Here is a 19,043-nt window from a genome sequence, read left to right as displayed (position 1 = left end):
GAATTCGTCAGGCGGTGCCGGCCGCGCCGCTCGGATCTTGAAAGCCTTCGCCGGCTTTCATCCGAACCGACCCTCGCTGCCGCTCCCCGCCGTTCCTCCACTCGTCCACTTCGGATTTTCCCAGCAATCCGAGCCGGGCCAGCTAAAGCCAACTGGTATGATGAGTCAATCACTAATTCAGGTGATTTGTACCTGATAGTAGCTATCTCAGGTGATGCGCTGGATGCTGGCAGCGATCTCCTCCGGTTCGAAGACCCGCTTCCAGTCGTCGCGCATCAGCACCGGCTTGCCGAACTCGATCGCCTTGTTGCAGGCGTCCGAGAACACGCCCTTGGTTTCGCCGAAGATGACGGCGCCGAGCACGTTCATGTGGCCGAGCAGGAAATCGAGCGCCGCCTGCCGGTCGACGCCGCGCGCCACGACCTCGTCGAGCGCCTCCTTCATGACGACGAGCAGGGAAGCGCAGACCGTCTCGGAGAGGCCAGGCTCGAGCAACGCCATCTGCTCGACGGTGACGCGGTGCGAGCGCATCACCGGCGCCCAGATGATCTGGGCGATCTTCTCCCCCTTGGCGTAGTCCTCTTCCGGCCCCTGCATCAGGGCGCTGACGAAATGCTGCTTGGCCTTGACGCCGCCGAAGAAGTCCTTCTTGGCCGCCATATCGATCTCGTCGTTGAAGATCGGCGGATGACAGGGATGGGTGACGAAATAGGTCAGGTCCGGACGTTTCGGCAGATGGCCGGCAAAGGGCGCCGCGGCGTCGAGCACGATCACCATCGTCCCCGGCGCCAGCTTGCTTTCGACGCCGGCCGCGACCTTGCCGATATGCGTGTCGGGAACCGCGAGGATCACGACTTCGGCGCCCGCGAGCGCCTCGTCGACGCTCATTGTATCGATGCCGAGTCCGGTCTTCAGGCGCTCCTTGCCCGCCTCGCTGATCTCGACATGGCGTATCGTATAGGGCGACCCGCGAAAATTGGTCGACAAACGGTAGCCCATTTTGCCGCCCGCACCGAACAGCGCAATCGTTGTCATTTGGCCTTGCTCCCTGAATTTCGGACGACGGTCTCGCCAATCGTCATCTCATATACTGGTATGATCACTCTACCACGATTTGGCAAGAGGAAATCATCGCGTCGTGTCTCTCAGCCGGGGTGGATGCCCGGCGCGCTCGCTTCCGCCTTGGCCGCCGGGTCCGCCTCGCCATCGGCAGGATCGACGGAGGCGCGCCGCGCCAGAGCCTGGCGCCCCGCCAGCGCCAGCACGAAGATGACGACGACGCCCTGCACGATGTCCTGCGCGCCCGGAGGCAGGCCGATGATCTGCATGGTGGTGACGATGAGGATGAGCAGGATGCTGGCGAAGAACGTGCCCAAAGCCGTCGCCGAGCCACCGAAGATCAGCGTGCCGCCGAGCACCACGGCGGCGATCGACTGCAAGAGATAGGGCTGGCCCATTTCGAGGAAAGCGCCGCCGATATAGGCGCCGAGCAGCAGCCCATCGAGCGATGCCAGCACCGAAGAGATGATGAAGGCCGACGCGATCACCGGGCCATTGCGGATGCCGGCAAGCCGCGCCGCGGCGCGGTTCTGGCCGACCGCCGACAAGAGCTGTCCGAAAACGGTGTAGCGCAGCACGAAGGAAGTAGCCGCCACGCCGACGACGGCGATGACGGCCATGATCGGCACGCCGGAAATGCGCCCGGTCGCCAGTTCCTTCAGCGAAGGGCTGACGGCGAAGCCCGGGATCGCCTTGTTGGACAGAAGCGTCGCCGTCGCCAGCACATAGCCGGTCGCCAATGTCGCGATGATCGCCGGGATGCCGAGCCCGACGACCAGCAGCGAATTGAGCGCCCCGACGCCAAGGCCGAGCAGGATGGCGGCGATCACGCCGATGGCGAGGTTCGCATCCTGGCCCTTGATGGTGAGCAGGGCGACGAAGGCGCTGAGCGTGATCACCGAGGCGACCGAAAGGTCGATGTTGCCGCGTCCGGTCGTCACTACGAACATCTGGCCGATACCGACGACCGTCAGGAAGGAGGCCGACAGAACGACGCCGGACAGGCTGGACAGGCTGAAGCGGTTGGTGACGAATGACAGCACCAGCCATAAAAGCAGCACGCCGATCGCCGACCAGATCCAGCGGTTGCGCTGCGCCCAGATGCCGAATCCCGCGAATGCGTTCATGGCTCGCTCCCACGGTCGGCGGTCAGGCTGCGCAATGTGAGCAGCGCGATCAGGATCAGCCCTTGCGTGGCGGCGTTGTAGTCGCTGCTGACGCTGAGCGTGCCGAGCAGCGCGCCGATCAATGACAGCGTCACCGCGCCGGCGACGGCGCCGACCGGCGAGATGACGCCGCCGAGCAGCGAGCAGCCGCCCATGACCACGGCGGCGACACTAAGCAAAGTGTAGGAATTGCCGGAATTGATGTCGCTCGCCGTGTTGATGGCCGTCAGCGACAGACCGGCGGCGGCGGCGAACAGTCCGGCGATGAGATAGCGCACCAGCGCGTAGCGCGTCGGCGACCATCCCGAGCGGATCATCGCCGCCGGGTTGTTGCCGAAGCCGCGCAGCACGACGCCGAGCGGCAGCCTGTCGATGACGAGCACGATCAGCGCCACGGCGGCGATCAGGATGATCGAGGTCGGCACGACACCGAGCGACCAGTTGAAGAGGGCCGACAGCCAGTCCGGGCTGGCGCCGCCCGGTGTCGGCTGCAGAGCATAGCCTATCCCGACCCAGATGAAGGATGCGCCGAGCGTGACGACGATCGCCGGGATCTTGCGCGCCTGGATCAGGCCGCCAAGCCCGGCATAGGCGGCGACCGCCACCACCAGTGCCAGCGCGCCGAGCCACGGCTGGTCGTAGAGCAGCGTGGCGCTGAGCACGCTGACGAGACCTGCAAAGGCGCCTACGCCGAGATCGATCTCGCTGCCGCCGACGATGAACATCTGCGCCGCGGTCACCAGCACCAGCGACAGCGCCGGCATCAACAGCAGGTCGAGGCCGAAGGTGGAGGCGACCGCTGGATTGATCGCGATCATGATGGCGAGCACGGCGGCGAGCCCGATGAACGGCGCCGCGTTCACCAGCCGGCGAGCGAGACCCGCCATGGCGGTCCGGTTTCGCGCGGTACTCGTCTGCTTGTCAGTCGATTGGGCGAAGGAGGCGCCGACGATCGCCTGCTCGGTGATCGCTTCATCTGCCAGTTCCTTCACGATCCGGCCGCCGGAAAAGACCAGCACGCGGTCGCAGGCGAGCAGTTCCGCATCCTCGGTCGTGTGCCAGACCAGCGCGCGGCCGCTACGCGCGACCTCGATGCAGAGCCGGTAGAAATCCTGCTTGGTGGCGATGTCGACGCCGCGCGTCGGGTCGTCGAGCAGGATGACCGGCGTGTCGGCGACAAGCGCGCGCGCCACCAGCGCCTTCTGCTGGTTGCCGCCGCTGAGTTCGGTGATGTTGGACTGGAAGCGCCGGTCGTCGAGCCGCAGGCGGCTTGCGGCACGCGAAGCGGTATCGCGGCTGGCGCGGTCGGAAACGAAGCCCAGCGCCGGGCGGCGGGCAAGCGCGCCGATGCTGATGTTTGAAAGCACGCTCCACAGCGGGAACACGCCTTCCTTCTGCCGGTCGCCGGCGATGAAGCCGGCATCCGCATGCCTGGCGACGACAGCGTGTTGCTTTCGGCCGGGGTCGAAGATCGCGTGCAGCAATTCCTTCTGGCCGCTGCCTTCGAGACCGGCCAGCCCGACGATCTCGCCGCGCACGATGTCGATGTCGCGGCCGAGCTCGGCCGTCAGCGGCCCGGAGAGCCGCACCAGCACATCCTGGGAGGATGCGGCCGCGACGGCGTGCTGGTGAACTGGATCGGCATCGCCCCCCATCAGTTGCACCAGCTTGCCGATCGAGGCGTTCGTCGTATGGCCCTGCCAAGCGGTGCGCCCGTTGCGCAACACCACGACTTCGGTGGCGATGTCGATGATCTCCTGCAGCTTGTGGCTGATGAAGATGAAGGCGAGACCGGCCTTGGCCCGCTCGCGAATGAAGGCGCGGAGCTGCTTCGAGCGGTCGAGATCGAGCGAGGATGTCGGCTCGTCGAGCACGATCAGCTTGACGCTGGGCGTCGCCGCGGCACGCGCGATCTCCACCATCTGCCGTTCGGCGATGGTGAGGTGGCCGACCTCGGCGTCGGCGTCGATTGTATTGCCGGGAAAGACGGCGTCGAGCGCTGTGCGGGCGCGGGTGCGATAGAGCGCGCGCCAGCCAGGCCGGCTTGCGGAGTCGCTCGGCGTTTCCAGGAAAAAGTTTTCGGCGACGGACAGGTTGGCGCAGAGCGACAGCTCCTGATGCACCATGCGGATACCGCGCCGCTGCGCTTCGCCGGTGTCGTAGCCGGCGAAAGCAACCTCCGCGCCGGCAAAGGAAATCGAGCCGAGCGTCGGCCACATCGCGCCGCACAGAATGCGCATCAGCGTCGATTTCCCGGCACCGTTGCCGCCGACCAGGCCGATCACGTCGCCGGCACGGACGGAAAGATCGATCCCGGCGTTGGCGAGAGTCGGCCCGAAGCTCTTGGTTATTCCGCTGAGCGAAACGACGCTTGGCCGGGCAGGGGCAGCGGGCCCCGTGGCTACGGCGCTGCCCTGTGCGGCAACGGCAAGATGGGACATTCGTCCTCCGCTTCTTCGCAGGCGAAGATCGGGCGCCGCTGTGGGGGCGGCGCCCGATCCGTTAAACGGTCTGCCTTACTTGCTGAGCAGGTTCTGCTTGACCCAGTCCAGCGAATAGCTCGGGCTGATGATCTGGCCGCCCGGCAGTTTGGCGTAGTCCTTCAGGTTGCCGGCATCGACGGTTGCCACCGGCATGATCATCAGCTTGGGCGCCTTGGCGCCCTTGAGCAGCGACAGGCCGAGCCAGAAGGCGGCGCCGCCGATGCCGGGCGTGGTGTTCATCGACACGGTCTGGTAGCCGTTCTTGGTGTTCTCATCGGCCCACCATTTGACGAAATCGGTGCCGCCGCCGCCTTCGATGACGGGCATCTTGTCCTTGTAGTCGCCGCCATACTGGACGAAGGCCTGCGCGATGCCGACATCGTCGCTGCCGCCCTGGCCGAGCACGGCGTCGACATGCGGCAGCGAGGGCAGCACGTTGGCGATCGCCGACTGCGCGACCGATGCGGTCGCCTGGCCGTAGACGGTCGCGACCACCTTGATGTCGGGATATTTGGCCAGCACCGACTGCTGGGCGTTGAACATGTCGTTGTCGGGCGCCGAGCCCTTCACGCCGCGCACCTGGATGACATTGCCCTTGCCGCCGAGCATCTTGAACACGGCTTCCGCCTGAGCGGCCTTGTAGCCCTTGAAGTCGAAATTGAGCTGGTAGTTGCAGGGAGCGGAGGCGACCGAGTCGAAGGAGATGACGATGATGCCGGCCTTGCAGGCCTTTTCGATGATGCCGTTGACCGCGGTCTCCGAGGCGGCGTCGACGGCTAGCACGTCGACCTTCTTCAGGATCAGCTCGGCGATCTGGCTGTTCTGCTGCGCGACCGAGCCGTCGCCGTTCATGACGATGTAGTCGGCGATCTGTCCGGCGGCCTTGGCTTCCTTGGCCGAAGCCTCGAACGCCTCCACCATCTGATGACGCCAGGTATTGCCGTAATAGGCGTTGGCCAGCGCGATGACCGGCGCGTCCGGAGACGCCATTGCCGGCAGACCCGAAACGCTAGCCAGCGCGGCGCCGGCGAGCGCCGCAACGATTGCGAACTTCATTGATATCTCCTCCCAAAAGCGCCGGCCAAGATGGTCGGCTCGTCTGCTGTTCCGCTATGACGCCCCATTCAAAAGACACCATACCAGCTACACGTTATACCAGCATACCAAATAGGCAAGCCGGCACTTCGTTGGATTGAACTTGCGAGCGCGACGCGTGGCCGAGCCTTAAAGCGCGTCGCGTTGAAACGGATTCAGGCGATGCGCTTTAAAGTTTTGTTTTGATGCATGTCGTTGCCCCAGAACCGCTGCACACTTCTGGGCGACAGGCATTAGCCTACGATCAGTTGGAGCCGGCCCTTCGCCAGACGTCCGGCCGCAACATTGGATGCAAGGCCTTCAACTCGGCTTGCATCTCAGCGATCATCCAGGCGCAGATCTCGGAGACGATCGGCCGCACCGGCCTCGAGCGCGGCGCAATCAGGTGATGGGTCCGGCCGGTGTTGATCTGGCGGTCCGATGCAGGGACAAGTGTCCCCTGAAGCAAAGCCCTAGAGACATTGCTGAGCCAGCCGAGCGCGACGCCTTCGCCGTTCATCGCGGCCTGGAGCACAACCGCGTAGTCCGAGAATTCGAGCCACTTTGCCTTGCTGGTCTTGCGGTCGGCGACGTGGCCCCAGGCATCCAGCCACTGCAGCTTGGCATCGGTGAGATGAAGCAAGACATGGCCCTCGCCGTCCGCGTCGTGCTTCAGCCGGCCATGGGCCGACAGATAGGATGGGCTGCACACCGGAACGATGATTTCCGGCGAGAACGCCCAACGGTGATAGCTTAAGTCGTCATCGGCCAGGATTCTGGTGGCCAGGTCGACGTTCTCGACCGGCCCGCGCAGAACGCCCGCGATCAGCTCGAATCTCAGGTCCACGTCCGGAAATCTTGTCGCGAAGACGCTCAGCCTCGGAACAAACCAATGCGTCACCAGCGAGCTTGAAAGGGAGAGCGTGACGACCGGCTTTGCGGCGTTCTTCTCCTTGATCCCGCGGATGACCTCCTCGATCCCGTCAAATCCTTCGCGCACCGCCGAATAGAGCGCGCGGCCGTCCGCGGTCGGGGTCAATCCCGTCGAATTCCGCGTGAAAAGAGCGACGCCAATATCGGCCTCGAGCTGGGCGATGCTGCGGCTTACGGACGGTTGCGTGACGTTGAACTCCCGGGCAGCGGCCGTGAAACTTGCCAGCCGGGCAGCGGCCTCGAAGACCAGAAGTCCGCGCGCGGAAGGAACGAGTTTTGCGAAGCCAGCCATACGTGCAGCGTATAGCCACCAAAAGAATTTTCAATCTTTCTGAGGCTCTCCAAATGACGGACTATAACTTTCATGAATGGTTCGGAGCAGGACGTGACCTTAGCGGCACCGCAGTCCAAGCGTAGGGAGACATCGCTGGATCCGTTGCTTCAACCGTTCCGGCTCAAGGGACTGGTTCTGCGCAACCGCGTCGTCAGCACCAGTCACGCTTCGATGCTGGACGATGGCGGCCTGCCGCTCGAGCGCTACCAGCGCTACCACGAGGAGAAGGCGCGCGGTGGCCTTGCCATGACCATGATGGGCGGCTCGGCGATGACGTCGCCGGATTCCAGCTGGGGCGGCGGTCAACTGGATCTTTCGAGCGATCGCATCGTCCCGCATCTCCGATCGCTGTCACAGCGAATCCACCGCCACGGCGCCGCCGTCATGTGCCAGGTCTCGCATCTTGGCCGGCGCGCCACCGCCTATGCCGGCAACTGGCTCCCGCCGGTGGCGCCGTCGCGCGTACGCGAGACGCGAAACCGGAATTTCCCGAAGGAGATGGATGCCTCGGACATCGGCAGGATCGTCGGCGACTACGCAAGCGCCGCCAGGCGCTGCCGCGATGGCGGTCTCGACGGCGTCGAGACGGTCACCGGCGGACATCTGATCGGTCAGTTCCTCTCTCCAAGAACCAACCGGCGCGCGGACGGCTTCGGCGGCACGCTCGAAAACCGCGCGCGCTTCGGCCTGATGGTCCACGAGGCGATCCGCCGGGCGGTCGGCGACGACTTTGCCATCGGCATCCGGTTCGTGATCGACGAGGCGGTCGAGAATGGGTCGGATTTCGAGGAATGCCTTGCCTTCGCCCAGCTGTTCGAGCGGGAAGGGCATATCGATTTCTTCAACTGCATCTTTGGTCGGATGGACACCGACTTGGCCCTGGCCGAGCAGAACATGCCTGGCATGTTCAGCCGGAGCGCGCCGTTCCTGCCGCTGGTCGGGCAGTTCAAGCGGGAAACCAGGCTGCCCGTCATTCACGCGGCAGCCATTCGCGACGTAGCGACGGCCCGGCATGCGATCCGCGAGAAGCTTGTCGACCTGGTCGGCATGACGCGGGCGCATATCGCCGACCCGCATATCGTCAACAAGGTGATACGGGGAGAAGAGGAGCGCATCCGCCCCTGCGTCGGCGCATCCTACTGCCTCTACAAGAAGGTCCAATGCGTCCACAACCCGGCCAGCGGCCACGAAACGATCGTCAGCCCTATCATCGACCGGGCCGAAACGCCGAGGCGGGTGGTCGTGGTCGGCGGCGGGCCCGGCGGGATGGAAGCGGCGCGGGTTGCCGCCGAGCGCGGGCACGACGTGATCCTGCTCGAAGCTGGAGCGCGGCTTGGCGGCCAGGTGCTGATCGCCGCCTCCGCCTCCGATCGCAAGGATCTCATCGGCATCGTCGACTGGCGCGTCAACGAACTCACCCGCCTCGGTGTGGATGTCCGCCTCAACGCTTACGCGGATGCGGAGATCGTCCTTGCCGACAGGCCCGACACAGTGATCGTCGCCACGGGCGGCATTCCGGACATGGAACGGCTGGACGGCGCTGAACACTGCGACAGCGTCTGGGACATGCTGACCGGAGCCGTGCCGGCGAAGGACGACATTCTCATCTATGACGAGACCGGACGCCAGGCGGCTGTTTCCTGCGCACTTCATTTCGCCCGCCTGGGCCGTGCGGTCACACTCGCCATCGCGGACGACACGCTGGCGGTCGAGACCCCTTATCCAGACAGGGTGAGCTTCCGCAAACGCGCCGCGGAACTCGGCATCCGGGTCGTCAGTGACGTCCGGCTGATCAAAGCCGTGCGCCAAGGCAACGGCATCATCGCCAGATTCCGGCATGAGCTCACCGGTACAGAGATGGAATTGAGCGCGGCTCAAGTCATAGTCGAGCGTGGCACGGTCCCCATCGAGGACGTCTATCAGGAACTGCGTGCCCGCTCTTCCAACAACGGCGTCACCGACATTGCGCTGATGACCGGAGCGAGGGCGAAAGAGGGCAAGAAGCCCCCAACCGCTGGATCGTTCGAGTTGCACCGCATTGGGGACGCTGTTGCCAGCCGGGATATCTATTCGTCGATCTATGAGGCCTACCGTCTCTGTTCGCAATTGTAGACGGGCGTGGCGGCTGCTGCCGCCGCGGTCGAAAGCCAATTCGGCGCATCCTCAAGGCTGGTAGGGCTTCGGCTCGTTTCCGTTGAAGAAGGTCCAGAAGCTCTCATAGACCAGGTCGGGGCGATGTTCGGCCGGATAGTGGCCGGTCGCAATGGCCCAGCCTCGGAGATCCGGCGCCCAGGGGTCCAGGCTTCGATCGGCTTGAGATGCCGTCCGACATGGCTGTTGCTGCCCCAGATCACCATGACCGGGCACTGGATCGTCTTCCTGCCGAATCGGCGGTGTCCATGGCGAGGTCGAGCGTCGCGGTCGCGCGGTAGTCCTCGCACACCGCATGGATCTGCTCGGGCGTCGTGCAGCGGGCATATTCCTTGAAGGCTTCCGGCGCGAATATCTCCAGGCCCACGCCTTTCTTGTTGAGCTTGTAGTTGATGTAATAGTCGAGGTCGGCGCAGATCAGCTTCTCGGGAAGGGCGCCTTCTGCGCCATGAAGAACCAGTCATAGCTCTCCAGCCCTCAACCCAGGGTGACGTTGGTGAGAAGATGGTAGGTCGGGATGATGTCGAATCCACTCGCATGCTATTAGAATGGCTTGGCCACAACCGAGGCATAGCAGAGGCGCTCGCCGCATCGTCGATCTTGGCGGAGGCCACGATGGCCGCGCTCGCGCGGCCCGAAACGCGGACGGGCGACATTCGCGAAACCACCAACACCGAAGGAATGACCAGCGCCATCGTCGCTGCCATCGAAAAGGAAGCAGAAAATGTCCTTGCATAGGATCGCCGTGATCGGCGGTGACGGCATCGGCCCGGAGGTTGTCGAGGCCGGCGTCGAGGTGCTGGAAGCGCTCGCTGCCGTCGAGCCGGGCCTTGCCTTCGAGTTCAAGCGTTTCGATTGGGGCTCGGATTATTATCGCCGCAACGGCCGCATGATGCCGCAGGATGGGCTCTCTCAGATCCAGGACTTCGACGCGATCTATTTCGGCTCGGTCGGCGATCCGAACCTGCCGGACGACATCACGCTGTGGGGTTTGCGCCTGGCCATCTGCCAAGGGTTCGACCAATACGCCAATGTGCGGCCAACGCGCCTTCTGCCAGGCCTCACCGGTCCGCTGCGGCCTGAACTCGGCCAGCAGATCGACTGGGTGATCGTGCGCGAAAACAGCGAAGGCGAATATGCCGGCGTCGGCGGCCGCGCCCATCGCGGCCTGCCGATCGAGGTCGGCATGGATGTTGCGGTCTTCACCCGCAGCGGCATCGAGCGGATCGCCCGTTTTGCCTGCGATCTTGCCATGTCGCGCCCGCGCAAGCTCTTGACCGTCGTCACCAAGTCGAACGCGCAGCGCCATGGCATGGTGCTGTGGGACGAAGTCGTGCGCGAAGTCGTTCGAGACTATTCCGGCCTCACCGTCGACTGGATGCTGGTCGACGCCATGACCCAGCGCATGGTCAACAAGCCCGGCAGCATCGACACGGTGCTGGCGACCAATCTACATGCCGACATCCTGTCCGATCTGGCCGCGGCACTCGGTGGTTCGCTGGGCATAGGCTCAACCGCGAACATCGACCCGTCACGCGCGCGTCCGTCGATGTTCGAGCCAATCCACGGATCGGCCTTCGACATCACCGGCAAGGGCGTCGCCAATCCGCTTGGGTCGTTCTGGACAGCGAGCCTGATGCTTGACCATCTCGGCGAGCAGGCCGCGGCGCGTCGCCTTAGGCACGCAATTGAAACCGTCACCGGTCGAGGAGAGTATCTCAGTCCGGATCTTGGCGGCGCGGCGCACACCGCCGAGGTCACCGCTGCCGTGATTGCCGCACTCTCAGGTGTAAACATCTCGAGTTCATCCCGCCTGGTCGGATAGAAGCCAACTCTTTCCACTTCCTGGCAGCGCCGCTTTTCAGGCGCGGCTGAAGCGATCGACCCTGAAATCATCGAGCGGCGTCTCGCAGCGGCCGGTCGTGATGAGCTCGGCCATGGCGTCGCCGACGCCCGGGCCAAGCTGGAAGCCGTGTCCGCTGAAACCGAAGGCGTGGAACAGTCCTGGCGTCGTCGCCGAGCGCCCCATCACGGGCAGCATGTCCCGCACGTAGCCCTCGCAGCCGGACCAGGTACGGATGACCGCGACCTGCGCGATCGTCGGCAGCAGCCGGGCGACGGCGCGCAACTGCGCCGGCAGGCGCATGGGGTCGGCGGCCGCATAGCCTGGATCGAGGTCCACCGGCACCCTTTCGGCCGCGCCGCCGAAGACGATGTTGCCGCGCTCGACCTGACGCAGATAGGCGCCGTAATCCTTGTCGCGTGTCCAGATGCCGACCACCGGCAAGATGCGATGCGGCAGCGGCTCCGTCACGCCCATCTGCGGGCCACGGGCGTCGAGCGGAACCTCCTCGCCGAACTGCGCGGCGATGCGCGCGCCCCAAGCACCCGCGGCATTGAGCAGGCATTCGGCGGCGAATGAACCTTTTGAGGTGGCGACAAGGAAACCGGAGTCGGTCCGCTCGATCTTTTCGACCAGGGCTCCCTCGATGATTTCCGCGCCGAGCTTGCGAGCGGCTTCGGCAAAGGCCGGCGCGATCAGCCGCGGATTGCCGCTGCCGTCATGCGGCGAGAACGACGCCGCGATCGCGTCGGGACCGAGGCCGGGAAAGCGGGCACGGATCTCGCGCGAGTCGAGTTCCTCCAGCTCGAGCCCCCAGGGCCGCGCGGCTTGAGCATAGGCCCGCATTCGGCGAGGCCGCCGTCATCGAAGATCAGCCGGATATGACCGGTGGCCCGGAACTCCACGTCGCGGCCAAGCATTTTTTCGGCCTCGCCCCACAGTCTCAGCGAGCGGTGGGCCAGCGGAAGCTGGGACAGATGACGCCCGGTGCGCCGGATGTTGCCGAAAGAGGCGACGGTTGCTCCGGCCCCTACGCGGTTGCGTTCGATCAGCGTAACGCGCGCGCCGCGCCTGGCGAGGAAATAGGCCGAAGCCGTCCCCATCAGGCCGCCGCCCAGCACGATCACACCCATAGTCATTCCCTAGCGCAGAGCGGCCGATCCTTGGATGCGTCCATCTTGTCCGCGCCGCGGCATTGCGTCAAAGATGGGTTTGGACAAAAGCCATAAGCTTTACCTATGGAGTGGCAATGCGGGCTCGGCAGCTCGAAGTGTTCATCGCCGTCATGCGCGCGGGCACCGTCACCGCCGCGGCGCGGATGCTGAACATTTCTCAGCCTGCGCTCAGCCAGGTGCTGCTCCACACAGAGGACGAACTCGGCTTCACGCTGTTCGAGCGGGTGAAAGGCCGGCTGCGGCCTACTCCGGAGGCGCTGGAGATCTTTGCAGATGCCGAACGGTTGTCGGCGGGGTTGGAGGGCCTTCGCCGCAAGACCACTGACCTGCGGTTGGGCCGGACCGGGCTGGTGCGGGTCGCGGCCTCGCCCCCGCCGGCCATGGCGATATTGCCGCGCGCGTTCACCAAATTCCGGGCGCAGCATCCCGATATATTGCTGCGCTCCAACATTGCGCCGATCGCCGCGATCATCGACATGCTGCGCGCGGGCGATGCGAGCCTGGGCGTGGCCATGGACGATCGCCTGCCTCCCGACATTGACGCCGAGGTGATGGGCAGCATCGGCTTCGCCTGCCTGCTGCCCGCCGGGCACGCGTTGCAGAAGAAGACCGAGCTGACGCTCGCTGATCTCGTCGGTGAGGAGTTGATATCCTACCGCGGAAACACCCGTCCCGCCGACGAACTGGCCCATGCGGCCCGCGCCCAGGGCGTGACACTTTCGCCGTCGCTCGAGATCGACGTGTCGATCTCCGCGGTCGGCTTCGTCCAGGCCGGCATGGGCATCGCCCTGGTCGACGCGCTCCTGCCGTGGCGCCAGTTTGCCGGACTTGAAGTCAGGCCGCTGGTGGCGGGACCGGAATTCCCGATCGCGCTGCTTACCTCGCGAGCACGGGCGCTTTCGCGGGCCGATGAGATGATGCGCGATCAGATCCGCGCCGCATGCTCCGCTGTCCTGGGTGAACGAGACGGAAGAGTATAAGCAGGGCTTATAACCTAGCCCGTCATCCATCTTGGACCCGGACCATCCGGTCATGCCAGCATTTGTTTGGCAAGACAGGAAGGGACGCGTCATGGATGGTGCCATCGCGGATGCAGCGCAGAATGGGGCCGACTGGAAGGTTGGCGTCGATATCGGCGGGACATTCATCGATTTCTGCGCGCTCGAAGCCCGCTCCGGACGGGTCGCCTCGCTGAAAGTGCTGACGACGCCTGAAGATCCGGGCGCCGAGCTGATGACCGGCCTTGCCCTTCTGGCCGAGCGCGAAGGCTTCGATCCGACCCATATGACGCGCTTCGTGCACGGCACGACGGTCGGCATCAACACGATCATCCAGCGCAAGGGCGCGCCGCTCGCGCTGCTCACCAATGCGGGCTTCGAGGACCTGATCGAACTCGCGCGGCTTCGCATGCCGGACATGTACTCGCTGTTCTGCTCGCGGCCGGACCCTTTGATCTCGCGCGACATGGTGTTCGGCATTCCGGCTCGCATGCGTGCCGATGGGAGCGAAACCCAGGCGCCGGACATGACGGCGGTGGAGAGGGCGGTCGCGGCGGCGAAAGCGAACGGAGCGCAAGGGATCATCGTGTCCTTCCTGCATGCCTGGCGCAATGCCGCGCAGGAGGCTTCGGTGAAGGCGGCGATCGCGCGTCTTGCGCCCGAGCTCTTCGTCTTCACCTCAGCCGAGGTGTGGCCGGTCATCCGCGAATACGAGCGCAGCTCGACCGCCATCCTCAATGGCTACGTCCATCCGCGCGTCTCGGCCTATCTGACGGCTCTGGAAGCGCGGCTGAAAACCCGCGGCGTGCCGGCCCGCCCGATGCTGACGAAGTCGAACGGCGGGCTGATGAACGCTGCCGAAGGCAAGCGCGCCTGCGTGAACATGCTGCTGTCGGGAACGGCTTCTGGCGTCATCGGCGCCTCATGGCTGGCGCGCCAGGCAGGCGAGGACAAGGTTCTTACGCTCGACATCGGCGGGACATCGGCCGATTTCGCACTGATCATCGGCGGCGAGGCGCAGTTCGGGACCGGCGAGTTGATCGGCGAGTTTCCGCTCCATATTCCGTCCGTGTCGGTGAGCTCGATCGGCGTCGGCGGCGGTTCGATCGCCGGTGTCGACGCGCAAGGCGTGCTGCGCGTCGGACCGGAGTCGGCCGGCTCGACGCCTGGACCGGCATGCTATGGCCGTGGCGGCGAGCGGGCGACGGTGACGGACGCCATGGTGGTGTGCGGTTGGCTCGGCCACAGCGAGATGGCCTATGGCCAGCTCCGGATCGATACCGGACTGGCGCATCGCGCGGTCGGCGAGCTCGCTGCCCGGCTCGGGCGCCCAGTCGAGCAGACCGCGCAGGCGATCCTCGACATCGCGGTATCGGAGATGTTCGTCGAAGTCGAGAAGCTCGCCTCGCGCGCCGGCGTCGACTTGCGCGAGTTCACGCTGATGCCCTTCGGCGGCGGCGGCCCCATGCTCGGCGCGTTCCTGGCCCGCGAGCTCGGGATGAAGCGCGTCATGGCTCCGCGCCGTCCCGGTGTGGTGTCGGCGCTGGGCGGGCTGGTGGCGGACCTGCGCGGAGACTTCATTCGCACGATCTTCAGTCCGCTGTCGGCCGCATCGCTGCCGACCATCCGTGAGACCTTCGAGACTCTCGCGCAAGAGGGGCGCGACTGGCTTGCGGCGCAGGGGCATGATGCGGCGGTTGAGCTCAATCTCTCCTGCGACATGCGCTATGTCGGTCAGAGCTACGAGATCGAGGTCGTCCTTTCGCCGAAATGGCTGGCGGATGGCGACGTGAATGCTGTCAAGCAAGCCTTCCACCGCACTCATGAGCAGCTCTACGATTTCCACGACCTGGAGGGTGAGATAGAGCTTGTGAATGTCCGGCTGTCGGCGATCGGCGCAGGGCCGGCGCTCTCCTTCCCGGAGATCGACGAGATCGAAGCCCCGGTCAGTGTGGCCCGTCGGCTTCCGGTCTATACTGGCACGAGCGTCGAGACCGTCGACCTCCACGACCGGCAGAACCTGGTACCCGGCAGCACGTTCCAGGGGCCAGCTGTGGTCGTTCAGGAGGACACCACCTTTGCCATTCCCGCCGGAGCGCAGGCACGGGTCGACCGCCACCTCAACCTTCTCCTGACCTTCGTGGAGTGACGCCATTGTTCGACCGCACAAACCTTCAGGTTCTGGCGAACCATGCCCGCGCGGCCGCCGAGAACATGGCGCACACGCTGCATCGCACCGCGCACTCGGCCTTCGTCAAGGAGACGCAGGATTTCACAGTGATGCTGATGGACCGTTCAGGGGCGACCTTCGCCGTCCCGATGGAACTCGGCGCCACCTGGTATCCAGGGCTTTCCTATCACCGCGCGATCGCGATGGTCGACGACTACCGGCCCGGAGACGTCGCCTTCACCAACGATCCCTATTCCGGCCACGTCGCCACGCACGCGCCCGACACGCATCTGTGGAAGCCGGTCTTCGTCGACGGCGAGATCGTCGCCTGGACCGGGGGGCACATTCACAACACCGACATGGGCGGTGCGGTGCCGGCTTCGCTCAGCCGCGCGCTGACCGAAATCCATCAGGAAGGCATCCGCTTTCCGCCGATGAAGCTGGTCAGGGAAGGCGTCTTCGACGAGACGATCCTCAAGATCATGAGCACCAATGTGCGCAAGCCCGACCTCAACATCGGCGACATCAAGGCGCTGGTCGGCGCGCTCAACACCGGCGAGCGCAAGATCCAGGCAATGGTGAAGAAGTTCGGCAAGGCCGGCTTCATCGAAGGCGTTTCAGCTCTCCTCGACCATGCGGAGGCGCAGGCGCGCGACGTGCTGCGCTCCATGCCCGACGGCACATGGGAATTCGCCGACTACGCCGATGAGGATTCCGTCGAGGCCAATCCCTGCCGGCTGAAGCTGACGCTGACCATCAGGGGCGACGAGGCGGTGCTCGACTTCACCGGCTCCGATCCGCAGCTCGGCTCCTCGCTCAATGTGCCTTCAGGCGGCGACCCGCGCCACACCATGCTGCTCGTCGGCGTCTACTATGTGCTCTATACGCTCAACCCGAAGATCCTGCTCAACACGGGTCTCACCCGGCCGTTTACCTGCATCACGCCGCAAGGTTCGGTGCTGAACCCGGTCCATCCCGCAGCCGTCGGCATGCGCTCGCTCACCTGCGCCCGGCTGCGGTCGGTCATCTTCGGAGCTTTTTCGCAAGCCGTGCCGGAACGCCTGCCGGCGGCGCCGGCCGGCAACAACTGCATCGTCAACGTCATGACCACGGATGAGCGCACCAGCCGGAGCGTCATCGCGGCGGTGAACCCCGTGGTGGGCGGCGGCGGCGCGATGCCGCATCGCGACGGCACCAACGGATCGGGCGCCGATGCCGCATATCTGAAGAACACGCCGATCGAAATCACGGAGACCGAAACGCCGGTCGAGTTCGTGAGATACGGGCTCGCCAAGGACAGCGGCGGCCCAGGCCGCTGGCGCGGCGGGCTGGCGACCGAGATGGCCTTCCGCGTCTTTGCCCCCGACTCCAGGATCACGGCGCGCAACCGGGATCGCAGCTTCTTTCGTCCCTGGGGCGTGCTCGGCGGCAAGGCAGCCGGCCTGTCGGACATGGTCGTCAATCCGGGGACAGAGCACGAGCGGCGGCTGGGCAACATCGACACGGCGGTCCTGCAGCCCGGCGACGTGCTGGAAATCCGCTCCGCCGGAGGCGGCGGGCGCGGCGATCCGCATCAGCGCGAGGCCTGGCGGATCGCCCAGGATGTGCGGCGCGGCTATGTCTCGGCGGCCGCAGCCGAGCGCGATTATGGCGTCGTCCTCAGCGGCGGCGAGGTCGACGCGCAAGCGACGGAGCGGTTGCGCGCGGGGCAGGTGCCGTCCGCCGGTCATTTCCACTTCGGCCCGGAGCGCGACGGCTACGAAGCGCAATGGACGCCGGCGGCCTATGACCGGCTCCACACTCTGTTGGACGCCTTGCCGATCCACTGGCGGTTCTTCGCCAAGACGGAGATCTTCCGGCGCATGAAAGGACGCTCCGGGCCGCAGCGTGTCCAGGCGGCCTTCGAAGCGGTCTGCGAACGCTTCCCCGAACTGCCTCGCCCAGGCCCGGTGCGAGAGGCCGCGGAATGATCACCGCCGGCCGCATCGTCCGGCTGGCCGAGCGCGACCGGGCAGAGGTGCAGTTCCTTCTCGATGGCGAAATGCGCGGCGCGCTTGCGGGCGACACCGTGCTGACCGCCATGCTGGGGTCCGGACACGCCCTACGAAGCTCGGAGTTCGGACCCGAGTCGCGTGCCGGCTTCTGCCTGATGGGAGCTTGCCAGGATTGCTGGGTCTGGCAGGAGGAGGGACCGCGTCTGCGTGCCTGCACAACCGTTATCGTCGAGGGCATGCGGCTGCGCACCACGCCGCCGGAGGGCTGGCCGTGAACGGGACCTCGTCGCCGCGGGTCGTGATCGTCGGCGCGGGTCCGGCCGGCATAAGGGCCGCCGCGACATTGGTCGATGCCGGGCTCCATCCGGTGGTGATCGACGAAGGACATCGCGCGGGCGGGCAGATCTATCGCCGTCCGCCTGCCGGCTTCGCCCGCACGCCGAAGCAGCTCTACGGGTCGGAGGCGGCGAAGGCGCGCGCGCTGCATGCGCTGTTCGACCGGCTGGCCGAGAAGGGCCGGCTCACCCATTGCGCGCTAAGCTCCGTCATCGCCGTGCATGAGGGTCGGCTCCAGGTGCTGGGGGAGGGCGGCGTGCAGGTGATCGGCTATGACCGCCTGATCCTTGCCACCGGCGCATCCGACCGTGTCGCCCCGGTCGCCGGCTGGCAGAGCGCCGGCGTCTATAGCCTCGGCGCGGCGCAGATCGCGCTCAAGGCACAGGGCGTCGCGCTTGGGCGGCGCATCGTGCTGATCGGATCGGGACCTCTGCTGACGCTGGTCGGCGCGCAGCTCCTCAAGGCTGGGGCGGATGTGGCGGCGGTGCTGGACACTTCGTCCTGGCATCAGCAGATGCGGGGGTTCTGGGGACTTGCCGCCCGGCCGGTCGTCGCGTTGCGCGGTCTGGTCCTGCGGGCGCGGCTCGGCCGCCGCTATCATGCTGGTGTGGCGCTGGACAGTATCGAGGCGGACGAGACGGGCGTCACAGCGCTGCGCTGGCGCGATGCCCGCGGCCGGGAGCGCCTAACCCCATGCGACATGATCGGCATGGGCTGGCACCTGCGGGCGGAGACGCATCTGGCCGATCTGGCGGGATGCGCCTTCACCTATGACGAGCAGTGGCGCCAATGGCTGCCGAAGACCGACGCGATGGGCCGGGCGGGTAACGGCGTCTATCTTGCGGGCGACGGGGCCAGACTCCTCGGGGCGGATGGGGCGGAGATCGCGGGACGCCTTGCCGCGGCGGCATGTCTTTCCGATCTCGGACGTCCAGCGCCCTCGGTCGGCGCCGATCTGCGCAAGCTGGCGCGGCTCGAGCGCTTTGCCCGCGGTTTGGCTTGCGCCTTTCCCTGGCCGTCCGCGATGGTGCGTGCACTCCCCGACGACGCGATCGTCTGCCGCTGCGAGAGCGTGACTGCCGGAGCCGTGCGTGAGGGCGCGGATTTCGGTGGCGGCGAGGCCAACAGGGTGAAGTCGCTTTCACGCGTCGGCATGGGGCGGTGCCAGGGGCGCTATTGTCAGTTGGCCGCCGTCGAACTCGTCGCGGCGCAGACCGGCTGCGCGCCCGGCGTTGTCGGCCGATTTCGCGGGCAGGCGCCTGTTCGGCCGGCGCTTATCGGCGCCTTTGTCCGGGGAAGCTGATGCAATTCCGGAGGCTCGGCAAGG

General features: G+C 65.8%; 14 protein-coding genes and 1 pseudogene. 8 read left to right on the top strand and 7 right to left on the bottom strand.

The genetic code is table 11. The annotated features are described in order from the left end of the window. Positions 1 to 207: 207 nt before the first annotated feature. The 5 genes from ABID26_RS16860 to ABID26_RS16840 all read right to left on the bottom strand — a co-directional run bounded on the left by ABID26_RS16860 (position 208) and on the right by ABID26_RS16840 (position 7,007). Positions 208 to 1,035, bottom strand: a complete 828-nt coding sequence (locus ABID26_RS16860) for a phosphogluconate dehydrogenase C-terminal domain-containing protein (protein ID WP_354415985.1) — start codon at positions 1,033 to 1,035, stop codon at positions 208 to 210. 110 nt (positions 1,036 to 1,145) lie between these two features. Beyond that, entirely contained in the window at positions 1,146 to 2,186 is a 1,041-nt protein-coding gene (locus ABID26_RS16855; RefSeq protein WP_354415984.1) for an ABC transporter permease, read from the bottom strand. Continuing rightward, positions 2,183 to 4,666 (bottom strand): ATP-binding cassette domain-containing protein, encoded by a 2,484-nt coding sequence (locus tag ABID26_RS16850; protein WP_354415983.1) that lies wholly within the window; start codon positions 4,664 to 4,666, stop codon positions 2,183 to 2,185. Before ABID26_RS16850 ends, ABID26_RS16855 begins: the two co-directional genes overlap by 4 nt. 75 nt (positions 4,667 to 4,741) lie before the next feature. Then, entirely contained in the window at positions 4,742 to 5,764 is a 1,023-nt protein-coding gene (locus ABID26_RS16845) for an ABC transporter substrate-binding protein (RefSeq protein WP_354415982.1), read from the bottom strand. 283 nt (positions 5,765 to 6,047) lie between these two features. Continuing rightward, entirely contained in the window at positions 6,048 to 7,007 is a 960-nt protein-coding gene (locus tag ABID26_RS16840) for a LysR substrate-binding domain-containing protein (RefSeq protein ID WP_354415981.1), read from the bottom strand. Positions 7,008 to 7,079: 72 nt separating this feature from the next. Between ABID26_RS16840 and ABID26_RS16835 the strand changes: the two genes are divergently transcribed. Next, entirely contained in the window at positions 7,080 to 9,161 is a 2,082-nt protein-coding gene (locus tag ABID26_RS16835; RefSeq protein WP_292344626.1) for an oxidoreductase, read from the top strand. Positions 9,162 to 9,399: 238 nt separating this feature from the next. Here ABID26_RS16835 and ABID26_RS16830 read toward each other — a convergent pair whose 3' ends face one another. Then, positions 9,400 to 9,567 (bottom strand): hypothetical protein, encoded by a 168-nt coding sequence (locus ABID26_RS16830; RefSeq protein WP_292344627.1) that lies wholly within the window; start codon positions 9,565 to 9,567, stop codon positions 9,400 to 9,402. A gap of 248 nt (positions 9,568 to 9,815) precedes the next feature. On the opposite strand from ABID26_RS16830, the gene ABID26_RS16825 reads away from it, so the two are divergent. Both ABID26_RS16825 and ABID26_RS16820 read left to right on the top strand, forming a co-directional pair. Further along, positions 9,816 to 9,938 (top strand): hypothetical protein, encoded by a 123-nt coding sequence (locus ABID26_RS16825; protein ID WP_292338424.1) that lies wholly within the window; start codon positions 9,816 to 9,818, stop codon positions 9,936 to 9,938. Next, positions 9,925 to 11,025: a tartrate dehydrogenase gene (locus ABID26_RS16820; RefSeq protein ID WP_292344628.1), complete on the top strand. Its 1,101-nt coding sequence runs from the start codon at positions 9,925 to 9,927 to the stop codon at positions 11,023 to 11,025. The genes ABID26_RS16825 and ABID26_RS16820 overlap by 14 nt, the downstream gene beginning before the upstream one ends. Before the next feature lie 36 nt (positions 11,026 to 11,061). Here the strand turns inward: ABID26_RS16820 and ABID26_RS16815 are convergent. After that, positions 11,062 to 12,176 (bottom strand): annotated as a pseudogene (locus tag ABID26_RS16815) (NAD(P)/FAD-dependent oxidoreductase). Between the two features lie 116 nt (positions 12,177 to 12,292). On the opposite strand from ABID26_RS16815, the gene ABID26_RS16810 reads away from it, so the two are divergent. The 5 genes from ABID26_RS16810 to ABID26_RS16790 all read left to right on the top strand — a co-directional run bounded on the left by ABID26_RS16810 (position 12,293) and on the right by ABID26_RS16790 (position 19,019). Next, positions 12,293 to 13,198, top strand: a complete 906-nt coding sequence (locus tag ABID26_RS16810) for a LysR family transcriptional regulator (protein ID WP_126099025.1) — start codon at positions 12,293 to 12,295, stop codon at positions 13,196 to 13,198. A 91-nt stretch (positions 13,199 to 13,289) separates the two neighbouring features. Next, entirely contained in the window at positions 13,290 to 15,365 is a 2,076-nt protein-coding gene (locus ABID26_RS16805) for a hydantoinase/oxoprolinase family protein (protein ID WP_126099026.1), read from the top strand. 5 nt (positions 15,366 to 15,370) lie between these two features. Next, positions 15,371 to 17,356, top strand: a complete 1,986-nt coding sequence (locus ABID26_RS16800; protein ID WP_126099027.1) for a hydantoinase B/oxoprolinase family protein — start codon at positions 15,371 to 15,373, stop codon at positions 17,354 to 17,356. After that, a complete protein-coding gene (locus ABID26_RS16795) occupies positions 17,353 to 17,655 on the top strand; it encodes a (2Fe-2S)-binding protein (RefSeq protein ID WP_126099028.1) in 303 nt (100 codons plus the stop codon). The genes ABID26_RS16800 and ABID26_RS16795 overlap by 4 nt, the downstream gene beginning before the upstream one ends. Next, positions 17,652 to 19,019 carry an FAD/NAD(P)-dependent oxidoreductase gene (locus ABID26_RS16790; protein WP_292344634.1) on the top strand — a complete coding sequence of 456 codons (1,368 nt, stop codon included), beginning with the start codon at positions 17,652 to 17,654 and terminating at the stop codon, positions 19,017 to 19,019. Before ABID26_RS16795 ends, ABID26_RS16790 begins: the two co-directional genes overlap by 4 nt. Positions 19,020 to 19,043 lie beyond the last annotated feature (24 nt).

It is taken from the genome of Mesorhizobium shonense (genome assembly GCF_040545255.1).
GTDB classification, from domain to species: domain Bacteria; phylum Pseudomonadota; class Alphaproteobacteria; order Rhizobiales; family Rhizobiaceae; genus Mesorhizobium; species Mesorhizobium shonense.
Note: the sequence above shows the minus strand (reverse complement) of the source record. Positions and strands in the feature narration are given on the sequence as shown.